This window comes from Klebsiella variicola (assembly GCF_000828055.2).
Taxonomy (GTDB): domain Bacteria; phylum Pseudomonadota; class Gammaproteobacteria; order Enterobacterales; family Enterobacteriaceae; genus Klebsiella; species Klebsiella variicola.
This window is the reverse complement of the sequence record NZ_CP010523.2, coordinates 1145018-1160627: the sequence shown is the minus strand read 5'-3', so window position 1 is coordinate 1160627 and position 15610 is coordinate 1145018. Positions and strand designations below refer to the sequence as shown.

18 protein-coding genes are annotated in these 15610 nt (G+C 57.6%); 15 read left to right on the top strand and 3 right to left on the bottom strand.

Annotation, left to right across the window (positions count from 1 at the left end; genetic code table 11):
• The first annotated feature begins 37 nt into the window (after positions 1 to 37).
• Positions 38 to 217 carry a YodC family protein gene (locus SP68_RS05565; protein ID WP_012540801.1) on the top strand — a complete coding sequence of 60 codons (180 nt, stop codon included), beginning with the start codon at positions 38 to 40 and terminating at the stop codon, positions 215 to 217.
• Positions 218 to 295: 78 nt separating this feature from the next.
• Here SP68_RS05565 and stpA read toward each other — a convergent pair whose 3' ends face one another.
• A complete protein-coding gene (gene stpA / locus SP68_RS05560; RefSeq protein ID WP_040975977.1) occupies positions 296 to 697 on the bottom strand; it encodes a DNA-binding protein StpA in 402 nt (133 codons plus the stop codon).
• Positions 698 to 1425: 728 nt separating this feature from the next.
• Here stpA and alaE point away from each other — a divergent pair.
• Complete coding sequence (gene alaE, locus SP68_RS05555) at positions 1426 to 1875, top strand: L-alanine exporter AlaE (protein ID WP_008806131.1); 450 nt, start codon at positions 1426 to 1428, stop codon at positions 1873 to 1875.
• A 75-nt stretch (positions 1876 to 1950) separates the two neighbouring features.
• Here alaE and SP68_RS05550 read toward each other — a convergent pair whose 3' ends face one another.
• Positions 1951 to 2313, bottom strand: a complete 363-nt coding sequence (locus tag SP68_RS05550) for a DUF2002 family protein (protein WP_008806132.1) — start codon at positions 2311 to 2313, stop codon at positions 1951 to 1953.
• 149 nt (positions 2314 to 2462) lie between these two features.
• Between SP68_RS05550 and SP68_RS05545 the strand changes: the two genes are divergently transcribed.
• The gene (locus tag SP68_RS05545; protein WP_002914293.1) at positions 2463 to 2810 is read left to right on the top strand and encodes an ElaB/YgaM/YqjD family protein; all 348 of its coding nucleotides are present in this window, start codon (positions 2463 to 2465) and stop codon (positions 2808 to 2810) included.
• 118 nt (positions 2811 to 2928) lie between these two features.
• Here SP68_RS05545 and pdxR read toward each other — a convergent pair whose 3' ends face one another.
• On the bottom strand, positions 2929 to 4290 hold the full coding sequence (pdxR, locus tag SP68_RS05540) for a MocR-like pyridoxine biosynthesis transcription factor PdxR (protein ID WP_022065773.1): 1362 nt from the start codon (positions 4288 to 4290) through the stop codon (positions 2929 to 2931).
• Between the two features lie 88 nt (positions 4291 to 4378).
• Between pdxR and SP68_RS05535 the strand changes: the two genes are divergently transcribed.
• From SP68_RS05535 to emrA, 12 genes are all read left to right on the top strand, one after another.
• Positions 4379 to 4810: a carboxymuconolactone decarboxylase family protein gene (locus SP68_RS05535; protein ID WP_012540797.1), complete on the top strand. Its 432-nt coding sequence runs from the start codon at positions 4379 to 4381 to the stop codon at positions 4808 to 4810.
• A 183-nt stretch (positions 4811 to 4993) separates the two neighbouring features.
• Positions 4994 to 5239: a glutaredoxin-like protein NrdH gene (gene nrdH / locus SP68_RS05530; RefSeq protein WP_012540796.1), complete on the top strand. Its 246-nt coding sequence runs from the start codon at positions 4994 to 4996 to the stop codon at positions 5237 to 5239.
• Positions 5236 to 5646, top strand: coding sequence for a class Ib ribonucleoside-diphosphate reductase assembly flavoprotein NrdI (gene nrdI / locus SP68_RS05525; RefSeq protein WP_008806136.1), 411 nt, complete (start codon positions 5236 to 5238; stop codon positions 5644 to 5646). The genes nrdH and nrdI overlap by 4 nt, the downstream gene beginning before the upstream one ends.
• The gene (nrdE, locus tag SP68_RS05520; RefSeq protein WP_040968813.1) at positions 5619 to 7760 is read left to right on the top strand and encodes a class 1b ribonucleoside-diphosphate reductase subunit alpha; all 2142 of its coding nucleotides are present in this window, start codon (positions 5619 to 5621) and stop codon (positions 7758 to 7760) included. Before nrdI ends, nrdE begins: the two co-directional genes overlap by 28 nt.
• A 10-nt stretch (positions 7761 to 7770) precedes the next feature.
• Entirely contained in the window at positions 7771 to 8733 is a 963-nt protein-coding gene (nrdF, locus tag SP68_RS05515) for a class 1b ribonucleoside-diphosphate reductase subunit beta (RefSeq protein WP_040968814.1), read from the top strand.
• 357 nt (positions 8734 to 9090) lie between these two features.
• Positions 9091 to 10293, top strand: coding sequence for a glycine betaine/L-proline ABC transporter ATP-binding protein ProV (gene proV, locus SP68_RS05510; RefSeq protein ID WP_008806139.1), 1203 nt, complete (start codon positions 9091 to 9093; stop codon positions 10291 to 10293).
• Entirely contained in the window at positions 10286 to 11353 is a 1068-nt protein-coding gene (proW, locus tag SP68_RS05505; RefSeq protein ID WP_008806140.1) for a glycine betaine/L-proline ABC transporter permease ProW, read from the top strand. Before proV ends, proW begins: the two co-directional genes overlap by 8 nt.
• Positions 11354 to 11431: 78 nt before the next feature.
• On the top strand, positions 11432 to 12430 hold the full coding sequence (proX, locus tag SP68_RS05500) for a glycine betaine/L-proline ABC transporter substrate-binding protein ProX (RefSeq protein WP_048271977.1): 999 nt from the start codon (positions 11432 to 11434) through the stop codon (positions 12428 to 12430).
• Positions 12431 to 12608: 178 nt separating this feature from the next.
• Complete coding sequence (locus tag SP68_RS05495; protein WP_008806142.1) at positions 12609 to 13355, top strand: AzlC family ABC transporter permease; 747 nt, start codon at positions 12609 to 12611, stop codon at positions 13353 to 13355.
• A complete protein-coding gene (ygaH, locus tag SP68_RS05490; protein ID WP_008806143.1) occupies positions 13345 to 13680 on the top strand; it encodes an L-valine transporter subunit YgaH in 336 nt (111 codons plus the stop codon). The genes SP68_RS05495 and ygaH overlap by 11 nt, the downstream gene beginning before the upstream one ends.
• A gap of 90 nt (positions 13681 to 13770) precedes the next feature.
• Positions 13771 to 14301: a transcriptional repressor MprA gene (gene mprA, locus SP68_RS05485; protein ID WP_002914337.1), complete on the top strand. Its 531-nt coding sequence runs from the start codon at positions 13771 to 13773 to the stop codon at positions 14299 to 14301.
• Positions 14302 to 14426: 125 nt separating this feature from the next.
• The gene (emrA, locus tag SP68_RS05480; RefSeq protein ID WP_008806144.1) at positions 14427 to 15599 is read left to right on the top strand and encodes a multidrug efflux MFS transporter periplasmic adaptor subunit EmrA; all 1173 of its coding nucleotides are present in this window, start codon (positions 14427 to 14429) and stop codon (positions 15597 to 15599) included.
• The last annotated feature ends 11 nt before the right edge of the window (positions 15600 to 15610 follow it).

Genomic DNA, 15610 nt, shown 5'->3' with positions numbered 1-15610 from the left:
GAGGTTCATCCAGGATGTTAACCGTGAGGAGTGAATGATGTTTTCTGTCGGCGATCTGGTACAACCGCGTGCGGGTGGACCAAAACTGAAAGTGGTTGAAGTACAGGGAGAACAGCTGGTGGTGGTTCAGGCCGCGCAAGAGCAGGGCGAGCGCTATACGCTGAACTCAGAAGAGGTGACGCCATACCAGGAAGAGGGCGACTTTGGCGTCTGCTAAAGCCCCTCTCCCGGGAAGTGATAAGGCCGGACGGAACGGCGGGTCTCCCCCACTGTCCTGATACCGGCCGGATCGGCTTTAAATGAGGAAACTGTCCAGCGATTTGCCCTGAGCAACCGCCTGAGCAATCGGCTTCGGCATTCTTCCCTGACCGGTCCAGGTTTTTTCTGCGCCAGTATGATCGGTATAACGATATTTCGCCGGGCGCGGTTGCCGCTTTTTCCCTACCGCCATCGACGGCTGAATATCGGCCACGAGGTCGTCAGGAGAAATACCGTCGGCGCGCATCAGCTCAAGCCAGGTATTCACTTTTTCCTGATATTCCGCCTGCTGCTGCGCCGCCAGCTGCTGTTGCGTACGTTTTTCTTCAGTGACGATCCTGAGCTTTTCCAGCATCTCTTCAAGCACGTCAATGGAGAATTCACGGGACAGGGCACGCAGTGAACGGATATTATTCAGTTTGTGTAACATTAAAGACATAAAATTAAGAAATCCCAGATAACCAATTAAAAGATACAACGCGGCAAGTGTAATGGAAACACTTATTTATTTCCAGCCTTCGGTTGTCCAGATAAATATATTATGCAAAGAGTAAACCTTTTCCGCCTGCCCTATATCGGCAAATCCCCGGTTCTTTTTCGCCAGCGCAGGCCAACAAGACCATGAATAAATAAAAGCGGCGGATGGTAAGATATGAAAATATATTCAGCAGGCGATATTACCTTTATGGTCAGCGGTTTATCCTCTTATCGTCGGCGGATACGCAGGCCCTCTCCACACGGCCTAATGAATAGTTACCCAGCCAATCAGAATAAAACGCCACACGTCATTTTAGAATTTTTCACCACAAAAACCGGCATAATGGCATAAAAACATCTAAACGAGACCTTCATCACAGGCTCACGCGATTTTGCGCCACAGCGGGCGGTCAGACGCCGCCTCCCTGGTCAGATATCATGCAAAAACGTCAAGTAACCAACTGAAATTAAACACATTTCACAAAACCAGCAATAAAAGTAGCGTAACGGGCAGAAAACCAACTGTCGCAGAGTATTTTATCGACAAAAAGGCAATAAATAAAAATTTATAGCTAGTTGCCACTTTTAATGCAGAGATATACTCTACGCACATCAAAACAGGCAGCCCAAAAACGCTATACCAACGCGCATTTTTCGGCGTTATTGACTTCATTTTCGAGGAGCACTCCGATGTTCTCTGCGCACTCCCGCTTGCGGCATGCGGTTGCAGACACCTTTGCGATGGTGGTTTACTGCACCGTCGTCAACATGATGATCGAAATTTTTCTCTCTGGTATGACGTTTGAGCAGTCGTTATCGTCGCGCCTGGTGGCGATCCCGGTCAACATTATTATTGCCGTGCCCTATGGTTTTTATCGCGACTTTGCGATGCGTCAGGCCCGGCGCATTAGCCCGGCAGGCTGGATGAAAAATATGGCCGACGTGCTGGCCTACGTCACTTTCCAGTCGCCAGTGTATGTCGCAATATTGTGGAGCGTAGGTGCAGACTGGCACCAGATTGTCGCTGCAGTGAGCTCAAACCTGGCGGTATCGATGATGATGGGCGCTGCTTACGGCTACTTCCTCGACTATTGCCGCCGCCTGTTCCGCGTGGCCCCCTACCAGCAGGCGAAAGCCTGACCGACGCTATTCCAGCGACTGGCCCTGCCAGTCGCTCTCTCGCCAGCCTGCTCCGCCCCGGTCTTAACCGTCGTATTAATTTGTCGACATCGCCGGTTGGGCTTCGCCAAATAGTCCATTCAGAAAACGCTCAAGCGCCATCCGTGAGCTAAATCCGTGCGGAATACCATAATGCTGCTGCGCATCTCCGGCTAAATACAGCGGAAATTGTTCATAATGGTCGCAGGTTTTGATATCTGAGGCCGGTTCGGCCAACATATTGCTACGCTCTTTTAGCGCTGGATGAATAATTAACGCTGTCCGCCCCATGCGCGCTTCGCGGTTCACATAAACATAATTATCGCCTCGGCGATAGCCGTACGCTTTTTGCGTCACAACATCCATGGTGAAGCCGGCTTTTTCAAGAACACGCGCCACCTCATCGGGTCTTAAATACATACTGATTCCTCGTTATCTTTTACCGCACATTGACCTTACCTTATTCGTTAAGCGCAGTGCTTTCGGAATATTCCAGAAACCACAGCAGTAAGCATAATTCAAAATCTTGTCCTACACTTACTCACTCGATGGAATTAAGGGAGATAACGATGGCTAACCATGTGAACCGCAACAATTTTGACGAGAATGCTGAGGATATCCATAACGATGTCAGTCAATTAGCGGATACGCTGGAAGAGGTGCTGAAATCGTGGGGCAGTGACGCGAAAGAGGAAGCCGAAGCGGCGCGCGTTAAAGCTCAGTCGCTGCTGAAAGAGACCCGTGCCCGCCTCAATGGTCACAACCGGGTGCAGCAGGCGGCGCTGGATGCCCGTCAGGCAGCCTGTGATGCGCTGGGCTGCGCCGATACCTACGTGCGCAATAAACCCTGGCACAGCGTCGGCGCCGCAGCCGCCGTCGGGGTATTTATTGGCGTATTGCTCAATTTACGTCGATAATAGAGACAGCGTCAGCTTCCGCGCGCGCCTGGCGAGCGGAAGCCCGCGAGCTTCACGGAATCTAATGAAGATAACAAATACGCGTCAGCCCCTGCGCGCCTCTGGCCGCAGGGGTTTTTTATGCGCCATCGTTCGCGATCGCCTCTCTGAGCCGCCGGGCCAGCGCATCGGCCATCGCCGCTGAGCGAATATTGGTAAAACTCATCAGTAATCCCCCCTCGCCTGCATGGCGAAGACGCCAGTCGCTCAGCGCCTGCACCGCCAGCCCGGCCTCAACCGCCTGCCGGGCCAGCAGGCGATCGTTGCCGCTGACCGGCATGACCAGCTGAATGCCCCCCTGCTGCGGCGTGACCTGAAAGCCCTGCGCCTGCAGGGCCGACTCCAGCCACTGTCGGCGCTGGCTATAGCTGGCGCGCATTTTTTTCAGATGACGCCAGAAATGTCCCTGCTGGATAAAATCCGCCAGCGTCTGCTGCCACAGAGTAGGAACGGTGCAGGGCTGGCGCTCCGCCGTCTGATGAAAACGCGCCGCCAGCGGGGTCGGCACCACAAGCCAGGCGGTGCGCAGCGCCGGAAACATCGACTTACTGAAAGTGCCGGCGTAGATAACCCGCTGCGGCGCATCGAGGCTTTTCACTGGCGGCAGCGGTTTGCCGTGATAGCGAAACTCACTATCGTAATCGTCCTCAATAATCCACGCGTCGCGCGCTGTCGCCCACGCCAGCAGCTGGCGACGCCGGGGCAGCGACAGCGCGACCCCCAGCGGGCTCTGGTGTGCCGGGGTGAGCAGGGCAAACCGCGCTTGAGGGTGATGCCGCAAGCCCCAGCCAACATCCATTCCTTCGTCGTCCACCGGGATCGCATCCACCACCAGCTGCCTGGCCTCAACGACCGGGCGGATAAAGGGATACCCCGGATCCTCCATCCACATATGCTGCCCCGGCTGCGCCAGCGTACGCAGGATAAGATCCATGGAGGTAGCATAGTTGCCGGTAATCAGCACCTGCTCCGGCTGGCAGTCAATACTGCGCGACAGGCGCAGATACTCCACGATCGCCTGGCGCAGAAGCGGGTCGCCGCCGGGATCGCCGGGGGCAAGGTCGAACCGCGACTGCGTCCGCAGCCGACGACCCATCACTCGCGCCCACAGCCCGCGCGGAAAGAGATCCAGCGCCGGCAGCCCCATCTGAAAGGGCAACGGGTCCGTCGAGGCGGCTGATTGCGCTGGCGTTACCGGCGCCAGCTGGCGCGGACTGAGCCGCTCGCTGACAAAGGTCCCCGCCTGCCCACGCCGCTCAAGCCACCCCTGGGCGACCAGTTCACCCCAGGCGTTTTCGATAGTCGCCCGGGAGACGCCCTGCTCCTGGGCAAACACCCGGCTGGCGGGCAGACGGCTGCCCGGGGTCAGTTCGCCCCGTTCAATTGCCGATTTCAGCTGGCGGGCAATACGCTGATAAAGAGGGAGGTGGATCGCTTCCATTATGGTCTGCTTTTTTCATCACAATATGGCTATCTTTTGCAGTCCATTATAGTGCTATTTTAGCTGCCGTCTTAGAGAGGAGAACACCATGAGCCAATTACGTCAGCCATTCAGTGAACTGAGCCCGGAAGTCTATAAAGGGCTGGTACAGGCCAGCATCGCGCTGGAGAAAAGCGAGCTGGGCAGCGCCCTGGTAGAGCTGGTTTATTTACGCGTCTCGCAGATCAACGGCTGCGCCTTCTGCCTTGAGAAGCACAGCCAGGCGCTGCGCAAGGGCGGTATGGCGCAAAGCAAACTGGATGCCCTGGCGGGCTGGCGGGTAAGCGCCCACTTCACACCTGGCGAACGCGCAGCGCTGGCGTGGGCCGAGTCGGTCACCGACATTGCCGCCAGCCATGCGGAAGATGACGTTTACCTGCCGCTGCGCGAACATTTTACCCCGCGTCAGATAAGCGATCTGACCTTAGCCATCAGCCTGATGAACGCTTTCAACCGACTCGCCGTCGCCATGCGTCTGTAGTTCCGCACAGCCTTCCCCCTCCTCCGCCGAATTGTCCTGGCGGGGGATTTCCTTGCTAAAAACGCTATATATTGAGTGGTTGAACTTTCAAACAACTACATCTAGTATTTCCTTATCGAATGACCCACAACGTTCGACGCTGCGTTTAGCGCCGTGCTGTTATCTTAAATGGAAATACGAATCATGCGCATTATTATTTACACTCGAAATGACTGCGTGCAGTGCCATGCCACACGGCGAGCCATGGAGAGCCGAGGACTGGCCTTTGAAATGGTGAACGTCGACCAGCAGCCGGATGCAGCTGACACCCTGCGCGAGCAGGGATTTCGCCAGCTGCCGGTGGTGATCGCCGGTGAGCTACGCTGGAGCGGCTTCCGCCCGGATATGATCAATCGCCTGCGCCCCTCCGTCACGGCGGCCAGCGCATGAGCCTCATCGTCTACTTCTCCAGCCGTTCGGAGAATACCCATCGCTTTGTGCAGCGCCTGGGGCTGCCGGCGGTGCGCATTCCGCTGAACGAGCGCGAACATCTCCAGGTAGACGAACCCTATATTCTCATCGTTCCCAGCTATGGCGGCGGCGGTACGGCCGGCGCGGTACCGCGTCAGGCGATCCGCTTTTTAAACGACGTGCATAACCGCCAGCTGATCCGCGGGGTGATTGCCGCTGGCAATCGCAACTTTGGCGACGCCTGGGGGCGTGCCGGGGAGGTCATCGCGCAAAAATGCGCCGTGCCCTATCTCTACCGCTTCGAGCTGATGGGAACCCCCGACGATATCGACAACGTGCGTAAAGGAGTCAGCGAATTTTGGCAACGACAACCGCAGAACGTATAACCGCCGCGGCGGATTTTCACGCCCTCAACGCGATGCTGAATTTGTACGACAGCGAGGGTCGCATACCGTTTGAGAAAGATCGCCAGGCGGTGGAGGCCTTTATGACCGCCCAGGTCCGGCCCAACACCCTCACCTTTGCCAGCCAGGAGGATAAACTCACCTGGCTCGTCCGCGAGGGCTATTACGATCCGCAGGTGCTGGCCGGCTATGACCGCGCGTTTGTGCTGGCATTGTTCGCCCATGCCCGGCGCGCCGCGTTTCGCTTTCAGACCTTCCTCGGCGCCTGGAAGTTCTATACCAGCTACGCGCTGAAGACCTTTGACGGCAAGCACTACCTCGAGGATTTTGCCGATCGCTGCGTAATGGTGGCACTGACGCTGGCCCAGGGGGATGACCAGCAGGCGCGGCAGCTAATGGAAGAGATGCTCAGCGGCCGCTTCCAGCCCGCGACCCCCACCTTCCTCAACGCCGGCAAACAGCAGCGCGGGGAGCTGATCTCCTGCTTCCTGCTGCGCATTGAAGATAATATGGAATCCATCGGCCGGGCGGTTAACTCGGCGCTGCAGCTGTCGAAGCGCGGCGGCGGCGTGGCCTTTTTACTCTCCAACCTGCGCGAGGCCGGGGCGCCGATCAAGCGCATCGAAAATCAGTCCTCCGGGGTGGTGCCGGTGATGAAGATGCTGGAGGACGCCTTCTCCTATGCCAACCAGCTTGGCGCCCGCCAGGGGGCGGGAGCGGTCTGGCTGCATGCGCACCATCCCGATATTTTGCGCTTCCTCGATACCCGGCGTGAGAATGCCGATGAGAAAATCCGCATCAAAACCTTGTCGCTGGGAGTGGTGATCCCCGATATCACCTTCCAGCTGGCAAAAGAAGACGCGCAGATGGCCCTGTTCTCGCCGTATGACGTCGAGCGGCTGTACGGTAAACCCTTCGCCGACTGCGCCATCGGCGATCTCTATCCGCAGCTGGTGGCCGACGAACGGGTCCGCAAGCGCTGGATCCGCGCCCGCGACCTTTTCCAGCGCCTGGCGGAGATCCAGTTTGAATCCGGCTATCCGTACATCATGTTTGAAGATACCGTCAATCGCGCCAATCCGGTGGCCGGACGGATCACCATGAGCAATCTGTGTTCGGAAATTCTGCAGGTCAGTACGCCATCCACCTATGATGAGAACCTCAGTTACGCCCATATCGGCGAGGATATCTCCTGCAACCTCGGCTCGCTGAACATCGCCCATACCATGGACTCGCCGGATTTTGCCCGCACTATCGCCACCGCGGTGCGCGCCCTGACCGCGGTATCCGATATGAGCGACATACAGTCGGTTCCCTCGGTGGCGGCCGGCAATGCGGCCTCCCACGCCATCGGCCTGGGGCAGATGAATCTGCACGGCTACCTGGCGCGAGAAGGGATTGCCTACGGCAGTCCGGAGGGGCTGGACTTCACCAATATCTATTTTTACACCGTGACCTGGCATGCCCTGCACACCTCGATGCTGCTGGCCCGCGAGCGCGGCCAGCGCTTCGCTGGCTTCGAACAGTCACGCTACGCCAGCGGGGCGTACTTCGACAAATATCTGCAGGAGGAGTGGCAGCCGAAAACCGAACGGGTGCGCGCACTGTTCGCCCGCGCCGGTATCCCCCTGCCCGACCGGGAAAGCTGGCGCCAGCTGCGCGACGATGTCATGCGCTATGGCATCTATAACCGTTATCTGCAGGCGGTGCCGCCCACCGGGTCGATCTCGTACATCAACCATGCCACCTCCAGCATTCATCCGATCGTCTCGAAGATTGAGATCCGCAAAGAGGGGAAGACCGGGCGGGTGTACTACCCCGCGCCGTTTATGAATAACGACAATCTGGCCCTTTATCAGGATGCGTACGAGATAGGGCCCCAGAAGATCATTGACACCTACGCCGAGGCGACGCGCCACGTCGATCAGGGGCTGTCGTTGACGCTGTTCTTCCCGGATACCGCCACCACCCGCGATATCAACAAGGCGCAAATCTACGCCTGGAAGAAAGGCATTAAGACCCTCTACTACATCCGTCTGCGCCAGCTGGCGCTGGAAGGCACTGAAATTGAAGGCTGCGTGTCCTGCGCACTGTAAGGAGAACAGGATGACCCATTTAACGCGCATCAGCGCTATCAACTGGAACCGCATTGATGACGACAAAGATCTTGAGGTCTGGAATCGTCTCACCAGCAACTTCTGGCTACCGGAGAAAGTGCCGCTGTCAAACGACATTCCCGCCTGGCAAACCCTCAGCGCGGCGGAGCAGCAGTTGACCATTCGCGTCTTCACCGGGCTGACACTGCTCGACACCATTCAGAACACGGTCGGCGCGCCGGCGCTGATGGCGGACGCGCTGACCCCGCATGAGGAGGCGGTGCTGTCGAACATCAGCTTTATGGAAGCGGTTCATGCCCGCTCTTACAGCTCCATTTTTTCCACGCTGTGCCACAGCAAAGAGGTGGATGCCGCCTTCGCCTGGAGTGAAAGCTGCGAACCCCTGCAGCGCAAGGCGCAACTGATGCTGGGCTACTATCAGGCCGACGAGCCGCTGAAGAAAAAAATCGCCAGCGTGTTCCTCGAATCCTTTCTCTTCTACTCCGGCTTCTGGCTGCCAATGCACTTCTCCAGCCGGGGAAAACTGACCAATACCGCGGATCTGATCCGTCTGATCATTCGCGATGAAGCGGTACATGGCTATTACATTGGCTACAAGTATCAGAAAGGACTGGAGATCGTCAGCTCCGGAAAGCGCGAAGAACTGAAAAATTTCGCCCTCGATCTGCTGATGGATCTTTACGACAACGAGCTGGCCTACAGTCGGGAACTGTATGGCGAGAGCGGCTGGTTTGACGACGTCAGCGCTTTCCTGTGCTACAACGCCAACAAAGCGCTGATGAACCTCGGTTATGAAGCGCTGTTTCCGGCGGAGATGGCAGCGGTTAACCCGGCGATCCTCGCCGCGCTGTCGCCTAACGCCGATGAAAACCACGACTTTTTCTCCGGCTCCGGCTCCTCGTACGTGATAGGCAAAACGGAAGAAACCGCCGACGACGATTGGGACTTTTAACCGTACTTTCACCAGGAATATGGCGGGCTGGTTCCTGGTGATCTATTTCGCAGAAAAGTGGGTTCATCTGCCAAATATTCTCTCCATCGCATAACCGTCATCACTCCGTCATATTTAAAAGAAAACTGGTCCATTTCAGTCGAATTATCCAGAGATAATCAAAAAATATTACCCACAACAAATTGACGCTCAGCCCTTATATCACGGGGGCTGCGCCGCTCTGTCCCTCACGCCATTTTGCCGAGAGTTTGCCATTGAGGGTTGTCACAGAATCTGAGTATGTTAGGGTGTAAAAAGATCATAATCACCATCGGGTATCGTATCGCAATAAACAAATAACAGGAACTTCTCTATTGCATGGCAATTAAATTAGAAATTAAAAATCTTTATAAGATATTTGGCGAGCACCCAAACCGGGCTTTCAAATATATTGAGAAAGGACTCAACAAAGCGCAAATACTGGAAAAAACGGGGCTGTCGCTTGGCGTCAAAGACGCCAGTCTGGCCATTGAAGAAGGCGAGATATTCGTCATCATGGGGCTCTCCGGCTCGGGGAAATCCACCATGGTTCGCCTTCTCAATCGCCTGATTGAACCCACCCGCGGCCAGGTGCTGATTGACGGGGTCGACATCGCCAAAATGTCGGATGCCGAGCTGCGCGAGGTGCGTCGCAAGAAAATTGCGATGGTATTTCAGTCCTTTGCGCTGATGCCACACATGAGCGTGCTCGACAACACGGCGTTTGGCATGGCGCTGGCCGGCGTCCCGACCGCCGAACGAGAACAAAAAGCGCGGGAGGCGCTGCGGCAGGTGGGGCTGGAGAATTATGCCCACGCCTGGCCGGATGAACTCTCCGGCGGGATGCGTCAGCGCGTCGGTTTAGCTCGCGCGCTGGCGATTAATCCCGATATTCTGTTAATGGATGAAGCCTTCTCCGCGCTCGACCCGCTCATTCGCACCGAAATGCAGGATGAGCTCATCAAATTACAGGCGAAGCATCAACGCACTATCGTCTTTATTTCTCATGACCTTGATGAAGCCATGCGAATTGGCGATCGCATTGCCATTATGCAAAATGGCGAAGTGGTCCAGGTCGGTACGCCGGATGAAATACTGAATAATCCGGCCAATGATTATGTGCGCACCTTCTTCCGCGGCGTGGATATTAGCCAGGTCTTTAGCGCCAAAGATATTGCCCGTCGCAGCCCGGTTGGATTGATTCGTAAAACCCCAGGTTTTGGCCCCCGCTCCGCGCTGAAATTATTACAGGATGAAGACCGGGAATATGGCTATGTCATCGAACGCGGAAATCGCTTTGTCGGGATTGTCTCGATCGATTCTCTGAAAACCGCGCTCAGCGTCGGCCAGGGGATCGAGGCGGCGCTGATTGACGCCCCGCTGGCGGTGGAGGCGCAAACGCCGCTCAGCGATCTGCTCTCCCACGTCGGCCACGCCCCGTGCGCCGTCCCGGTGGTGGATGAAGAACAACAATACATTGGCATCATTTCCAAACGAATGCTGCTCCAGGCTTTAGATCGCGAGGGGGTGAATCATGGCTGATCAAACTAATCCGTGGGACAGCGCCCCGGCAACCGACAGCGCTGCGCAGGCCGCCGATGCCTGGGGTGGCGCCTCTACTGCCGCGCCGGCCAACGGCGGCGGCGCCGACTGGCTGCACAGCGCCCCAGCGCCGCAGCCGGAATCGTTCAACATCATGGACCCGTTCCATAAAACGCTGATCCCGCTCGACAGCTGGGTCACTCACGCTATCGACTGGATCGTGCTGCACTTCCGTCCGCTATTCCAGGGGATCCGCGTGCCGATCGACTACATCCTCAGCGCCTTCCAGCAGCTGTTGTTGGGGATGCCGGCGCCGGTGGCGATTATCGTCTTCGCGCTGATCGCCTGGCAGATCTCCAGCCTCGGCATGGGGGTCGCCACCCTGGTTTCGCTGATTGCCATCGGCGCCATCGGCGCCTGGTCGCAGGCGATGGTCACCCTGGCACTGGTCCTCACCGCCCTGCTGTTCTGCATGGTTATCGGCCTGCCGCTGGGTATTTGGCTGGCGCGCAGCCCGCGGGCGGCGAAAATTATCCGCCCGCTGCTCGATGCCATGCAGACCACGCCGGCCTTCGTCTACCTGGTGCCGATCGTGATGCTGTTCGGCATCGGCAACGTGCCGGGCGTGGTGGTGACGATTATCTTCGCCTTGCCGCCGATCGTCCGTCTGACCATCCTCGGGATAAACCAGGTGCCAGCGGATCTGATCGAAGCGTCGCGCTCGTTTGGCGCCAGCCCGCGCCAGCTGTTGTTTAAGGTTCAGCTGCCGCTGGCGATGCCCACCATCATGGCCGGGGTAAACCAGACGCTGATGCTGGCCCTGTCGATGGTGGTGATCGCCTCGATGATTGCCGTCGGCGGTCTTGGCCAGATGGTGCTGCGCGGCATCGGCCGCCTGGATATGGGTCTCGCCACCGTCGGCGGCGTAGGGATCGTGATCCTCGCGATTATTCTTGACCGCCTCACCCAGGCCGTCGGTCGCGACGCCCGCAGTCGCGGCAACCGCCGCTGGTACACCACCGGCCCACTGGGGCTTATCACTCGCCCTTTCTGTCGATAAGTCGATAACAGCGCCGCTCCCCGGCACCAGCCGAGGCCGGGGGGTCGCTCTTCCCGTTAAACAATAAGAGGAACCACCATGCGACATCGTACGATGATGGCCACCGCCGCCTTTGCCACCCTGATCGCCACCAGCACCTTCGCCGCCGACCTGCCGGGCAAAGGGATTACCGTGAAGCCTGCCCAGAGCACTATTTCGGAAGAGACCTTCCAGACCCTGCTGGTCAGTCGCGCGCTGGAGAAGCTTGGCTACACCGTCGAGAAACCGAGCGAAGTGGACTATAACGTTGCCTATACCTCGATTGCCGCCGGGGATACCACCTTTATCGCCACCAACTGGCAGCCGCTGCACGATGACATGTACGCCGCGGCGGGCGGTGATAACAAATTCTATCGTAAAGGGGTGTATGTCTCTGGCGCCGCCCAGGGCTATCTGATCGACAAAAAAACCGCCGAGCAGTACCACATCACCTCCATCGATCAGCTTAAAGATCCGCAGATCGCCAAACTGTTTGATACCAATAACGACGGTAAAGCGGATCTCACCGGCTGTACGCCAGGCTGGGGCTGCGAAGCGGTGATTAACCACCAGATTGACGCCTATGGCCTGAGCAAAACCGTCACCCATAACCAGGGCAACTACGCGGCGATGATGGCTGACACCATCGCCCGCTATAAAGAGGGTAAACCGGTGCTCTACTACACCTGGACGCCGTACTGGGTCAGCGACGTGCTGAAACCTGGCAAAGACGTCGTCTGGCTGCAGGTGCCGTTCTCCTCCCTGCCGGGCGAGCAGAAAAACATCGACACCAAACTGGCCAACGGCGCCAACTATGGCTTCCCGGTGAACACAATGCACATCGTCGCCAACAAAGCCTGGGCGGAGAAAAATCCGGCCGCCGCCACTCTGTTTAGCGTCATGAAGCTGCCGATCGCCGACATCAACGCCGAGAATGCAATGATGCATGAAGGCCATGCTTCCGAAGCCGACATTAACGGCCACGTTGATGGCTGGATCAAAGCCCACCAGCCGCTGTTCGACAGCTGGGTGAAAACCGCCCTCGCCGCGCAGCAGTAAACCCGCTCACGGATAAGGCCCAGCGCCTTATCCGGCCCCCTTGCCCCCTTTCTCGTGGCCAGGTCATAGAAAAGCGATTCCAGGAATTTCCATAGTGTTAAGGCGCATCGCGCTCTGTTAAGGTGGAGACATCGGTCAAATTGCCACCTTCACATGGATCCAGCGATAAGTTATTCATATGGAAAACCCCGCGCCCTTAACCTGTGCCTTACCTGAACGTGTCGCCACCGTCGGCGAAGGCATCAAAGACAGTCTCCCCATCGTTATCAGCTACCTGCCGGTGGCTTTCGCCTTCGGACTGAACGCCACCCGGCTGGGATTCACCCCGCTGGAAAGCCTGTTTTTCTCCTGCATTATTTACGCTGGCGCCAGCCAGTTTGTGATCACCGCCATGCTGGCCGCCGGCAGTTCGCTGTGGGTCGCCGCCCTGACGGTGATGGCGATGGATGTCCGCCACGTGCTGTATGGTCCCTCATTGCGCAGCCGCATTCGCTCAGCGCTGGATAAAAAGAAAACCGCCCTCTGGGCCTTTGGCCTGACCGATGAGGTTTTCGCCGCGGCCACCGCCAGGTTGGTTCGCGATAACCGCCGCTGGAGCGAAAACTGGATGCTCGGTCTCGCTTTTACTTCCTGGGCATCGTGGGTATGCGGCACGCTGGCCGGCGCCTGGTCCGGCAACGGCCTGCTGGTGGATTATCCCGCGGTGGAGGCCGCGCTCGGCTTTATGCTGCCGGCGCTGTTTATGAGCTTCCTGCTGGCCTCATTCCAGCGCCAGCAGTCACTCTGCGTCACGGCAGCCCTGGCAGGCGCGCTGGGTGGCATTTTGTTATTTTCCATTCCGGCGGCCATCCTCGCCGGGATTGTCTGCGGGTGTCTGACGGCGCTGGTCCAGGCCATGCTTAAGGGGATGCCGGATGAACAGTGAGGTCCTTCTGCTCGGGGTGATAGTCGGCAGCGTGAATTATCTGTTTCGCTATCTTCCCCTGCGCTTGCGCGCCGGCCATGCCCGGCCTGCCCGCCGTGGCCCGGTCAGCGTGCTGCTGGATACCATCGGCATCGCCTCGATTTGCGCGCTGCTGGTGGTCTCCAGCGTGCCGGAGATCCTCGCCGATGCCCATCGCCTGGCGCCGACGCTGATCGGCTTCCTGGTGCTAGGGGCCGCCTTCTGGAAAACCCGCAGCATTATTGTCCCGACGCTGCTGTCGGCGTTGGCCTACGGTCTGGCATGGAAAATCACCAGCGGACTCTAAGCTTTACGTATCAATTTTAGTCAATAATTCATTTGATTTATTTGTCACAATAGTTATTATATCGGCTGTAATTAATGAGGTCATACCCAAATGGATAGTTCGTTTACTCCCATTGAGCAAATGCTCAAATTCCGCGCCAGCCGCCATGAAGATTTCCCGTTCCAGGAGATCCTGTTAACTCGTCTTTGCATGCATATGCAAGGTAAGCTGCTGGAAAATCGCAATAAAATGCTCAAAGCGCAGGGAATTAACGAGACATTATTTATGGCGCTGATTACGCTGGAGTCACAGGAAAACCACAGCATCCAGCCGTCCGAGCTGAGTTGCGCGCTGGGCTCGTCGCGTACCAACGCCACCCGTATCGCTGATGAACTGGAAAAACGCGGCTGGATTGAACGTCGCGAGAGCGATAACGATCGCCGCTGTCTGCATCTGCAACTGACCGAAAAGGGCCATCAGTTTTTGCGTGAAGTCCTGCCACCGCAGCATAACTGCCTGCATCAGCTGTGGTCTTCACTCAGCACCAGCGAAAAAGATCAGCTCGAACATATCACCCGCAAACTCCTGAGCCGCCTTGACCAGATGGAAGAAGAAGGCGTGCTGGCGGACTCTCTACGCTAAGGGCGGCGTCGCTCAGCCCATTTTTACGTTGCAAGGAAAACAGCCAGGCCAGCAGATCTCTGCTGGCCTTTCTGATAAACAGGTCGGCTCAGCCGATGTGAAATAATAAGATCGTGGAGAATAACATGAGCGCAAATGCGGAGAGCCAAACCCCGCAGCAACCAGGCAGCAAAAAAGGAAAGCGCAAAGGCGCACTCCTGTTGCTGACATTGCTCTTTATTATTATTGCCGTGGCATATGGGATTTACTGGTTTCTGGTACTGCGTCATTACGAAGAGACCGACGATGCCTACGTGGCAGGGAACCAGGTACAAATTATGGCCCAGGTCTCAGGCAGCGTGACCAAAGTCTGGGCTGACAACACGGACTACGTGCAGAAAGGCGATCCGCTGGTGACGCTCGATCAGACCGATGCCCAGCAGGCGTTTGAGAAAGCCAAAACGCAGCTGGCCGCCAGCGTGCGTCAGACCCGTCAGCAGATGATCAACAGCAAGCAGCTGCAGGCGAACATCGACGTCAAAAAGACCGCCCTCGCCCAGGCGCAGGCTGACCTGAACCGCCGCATTCCGCTGGGCGCCGCGAACCTGATCGGTCGCGAAGAGCTGCAGCACGCCCGCGACACCGTCGCCAGCGCGCAGGCCGAACTCGACGTGGCAATCCAGCAATACAACGCCAACCAGGCGATCGTGCTGGGCACCAAACTGGAACAGCAGCCGGCGGTGCTGCAGGCGGCCACCGAAGTACGTAACGCCTGGCTGGCCCTGCAGCGTACGCAAATCGTCAGCCCGATTAGCGGCTACGTTTCCCGTCGCTCCGTACAGCCTGGGGCGCAGATCGGCACCACCACGCCGCTGATGGCGGTGGTCCCGGCGACCAACCTGTGGATCGACGCCAACTTTAAAGAGACCCAGCTGGCGCACATGCGCATCGGCCAGCCGGCCACCGTGATCAGCGACATCTATGGCGATGACGTGAAATACACCGGCAAAGTGGTCGGCCTGGATATGGGCACCGGCAGCGCCTTCTCCCTGCTGCCGGCGCAGAACGCCACCGGTAACTGGATCAAAGTGGTACAGCGCCTGCCGGTCCGTATCGAGCTGGACGAAAAACAGCTGGCGGAACACCCGCTGCGCATCGGCCTCTCCACGCTGGTGGAAGTCAACACCACCGATCGCGATGGCGAAATGCTGGCCAGCCAGGTGCGAAGCTCCCCGGTTTACGAGAGCAATGCCCGCGAAATCGCGCTTGAGCCGGTTAATAAACTGATCGACGAGATCATTCAGGCCAACGCCGGATAATTCGGGGTGAG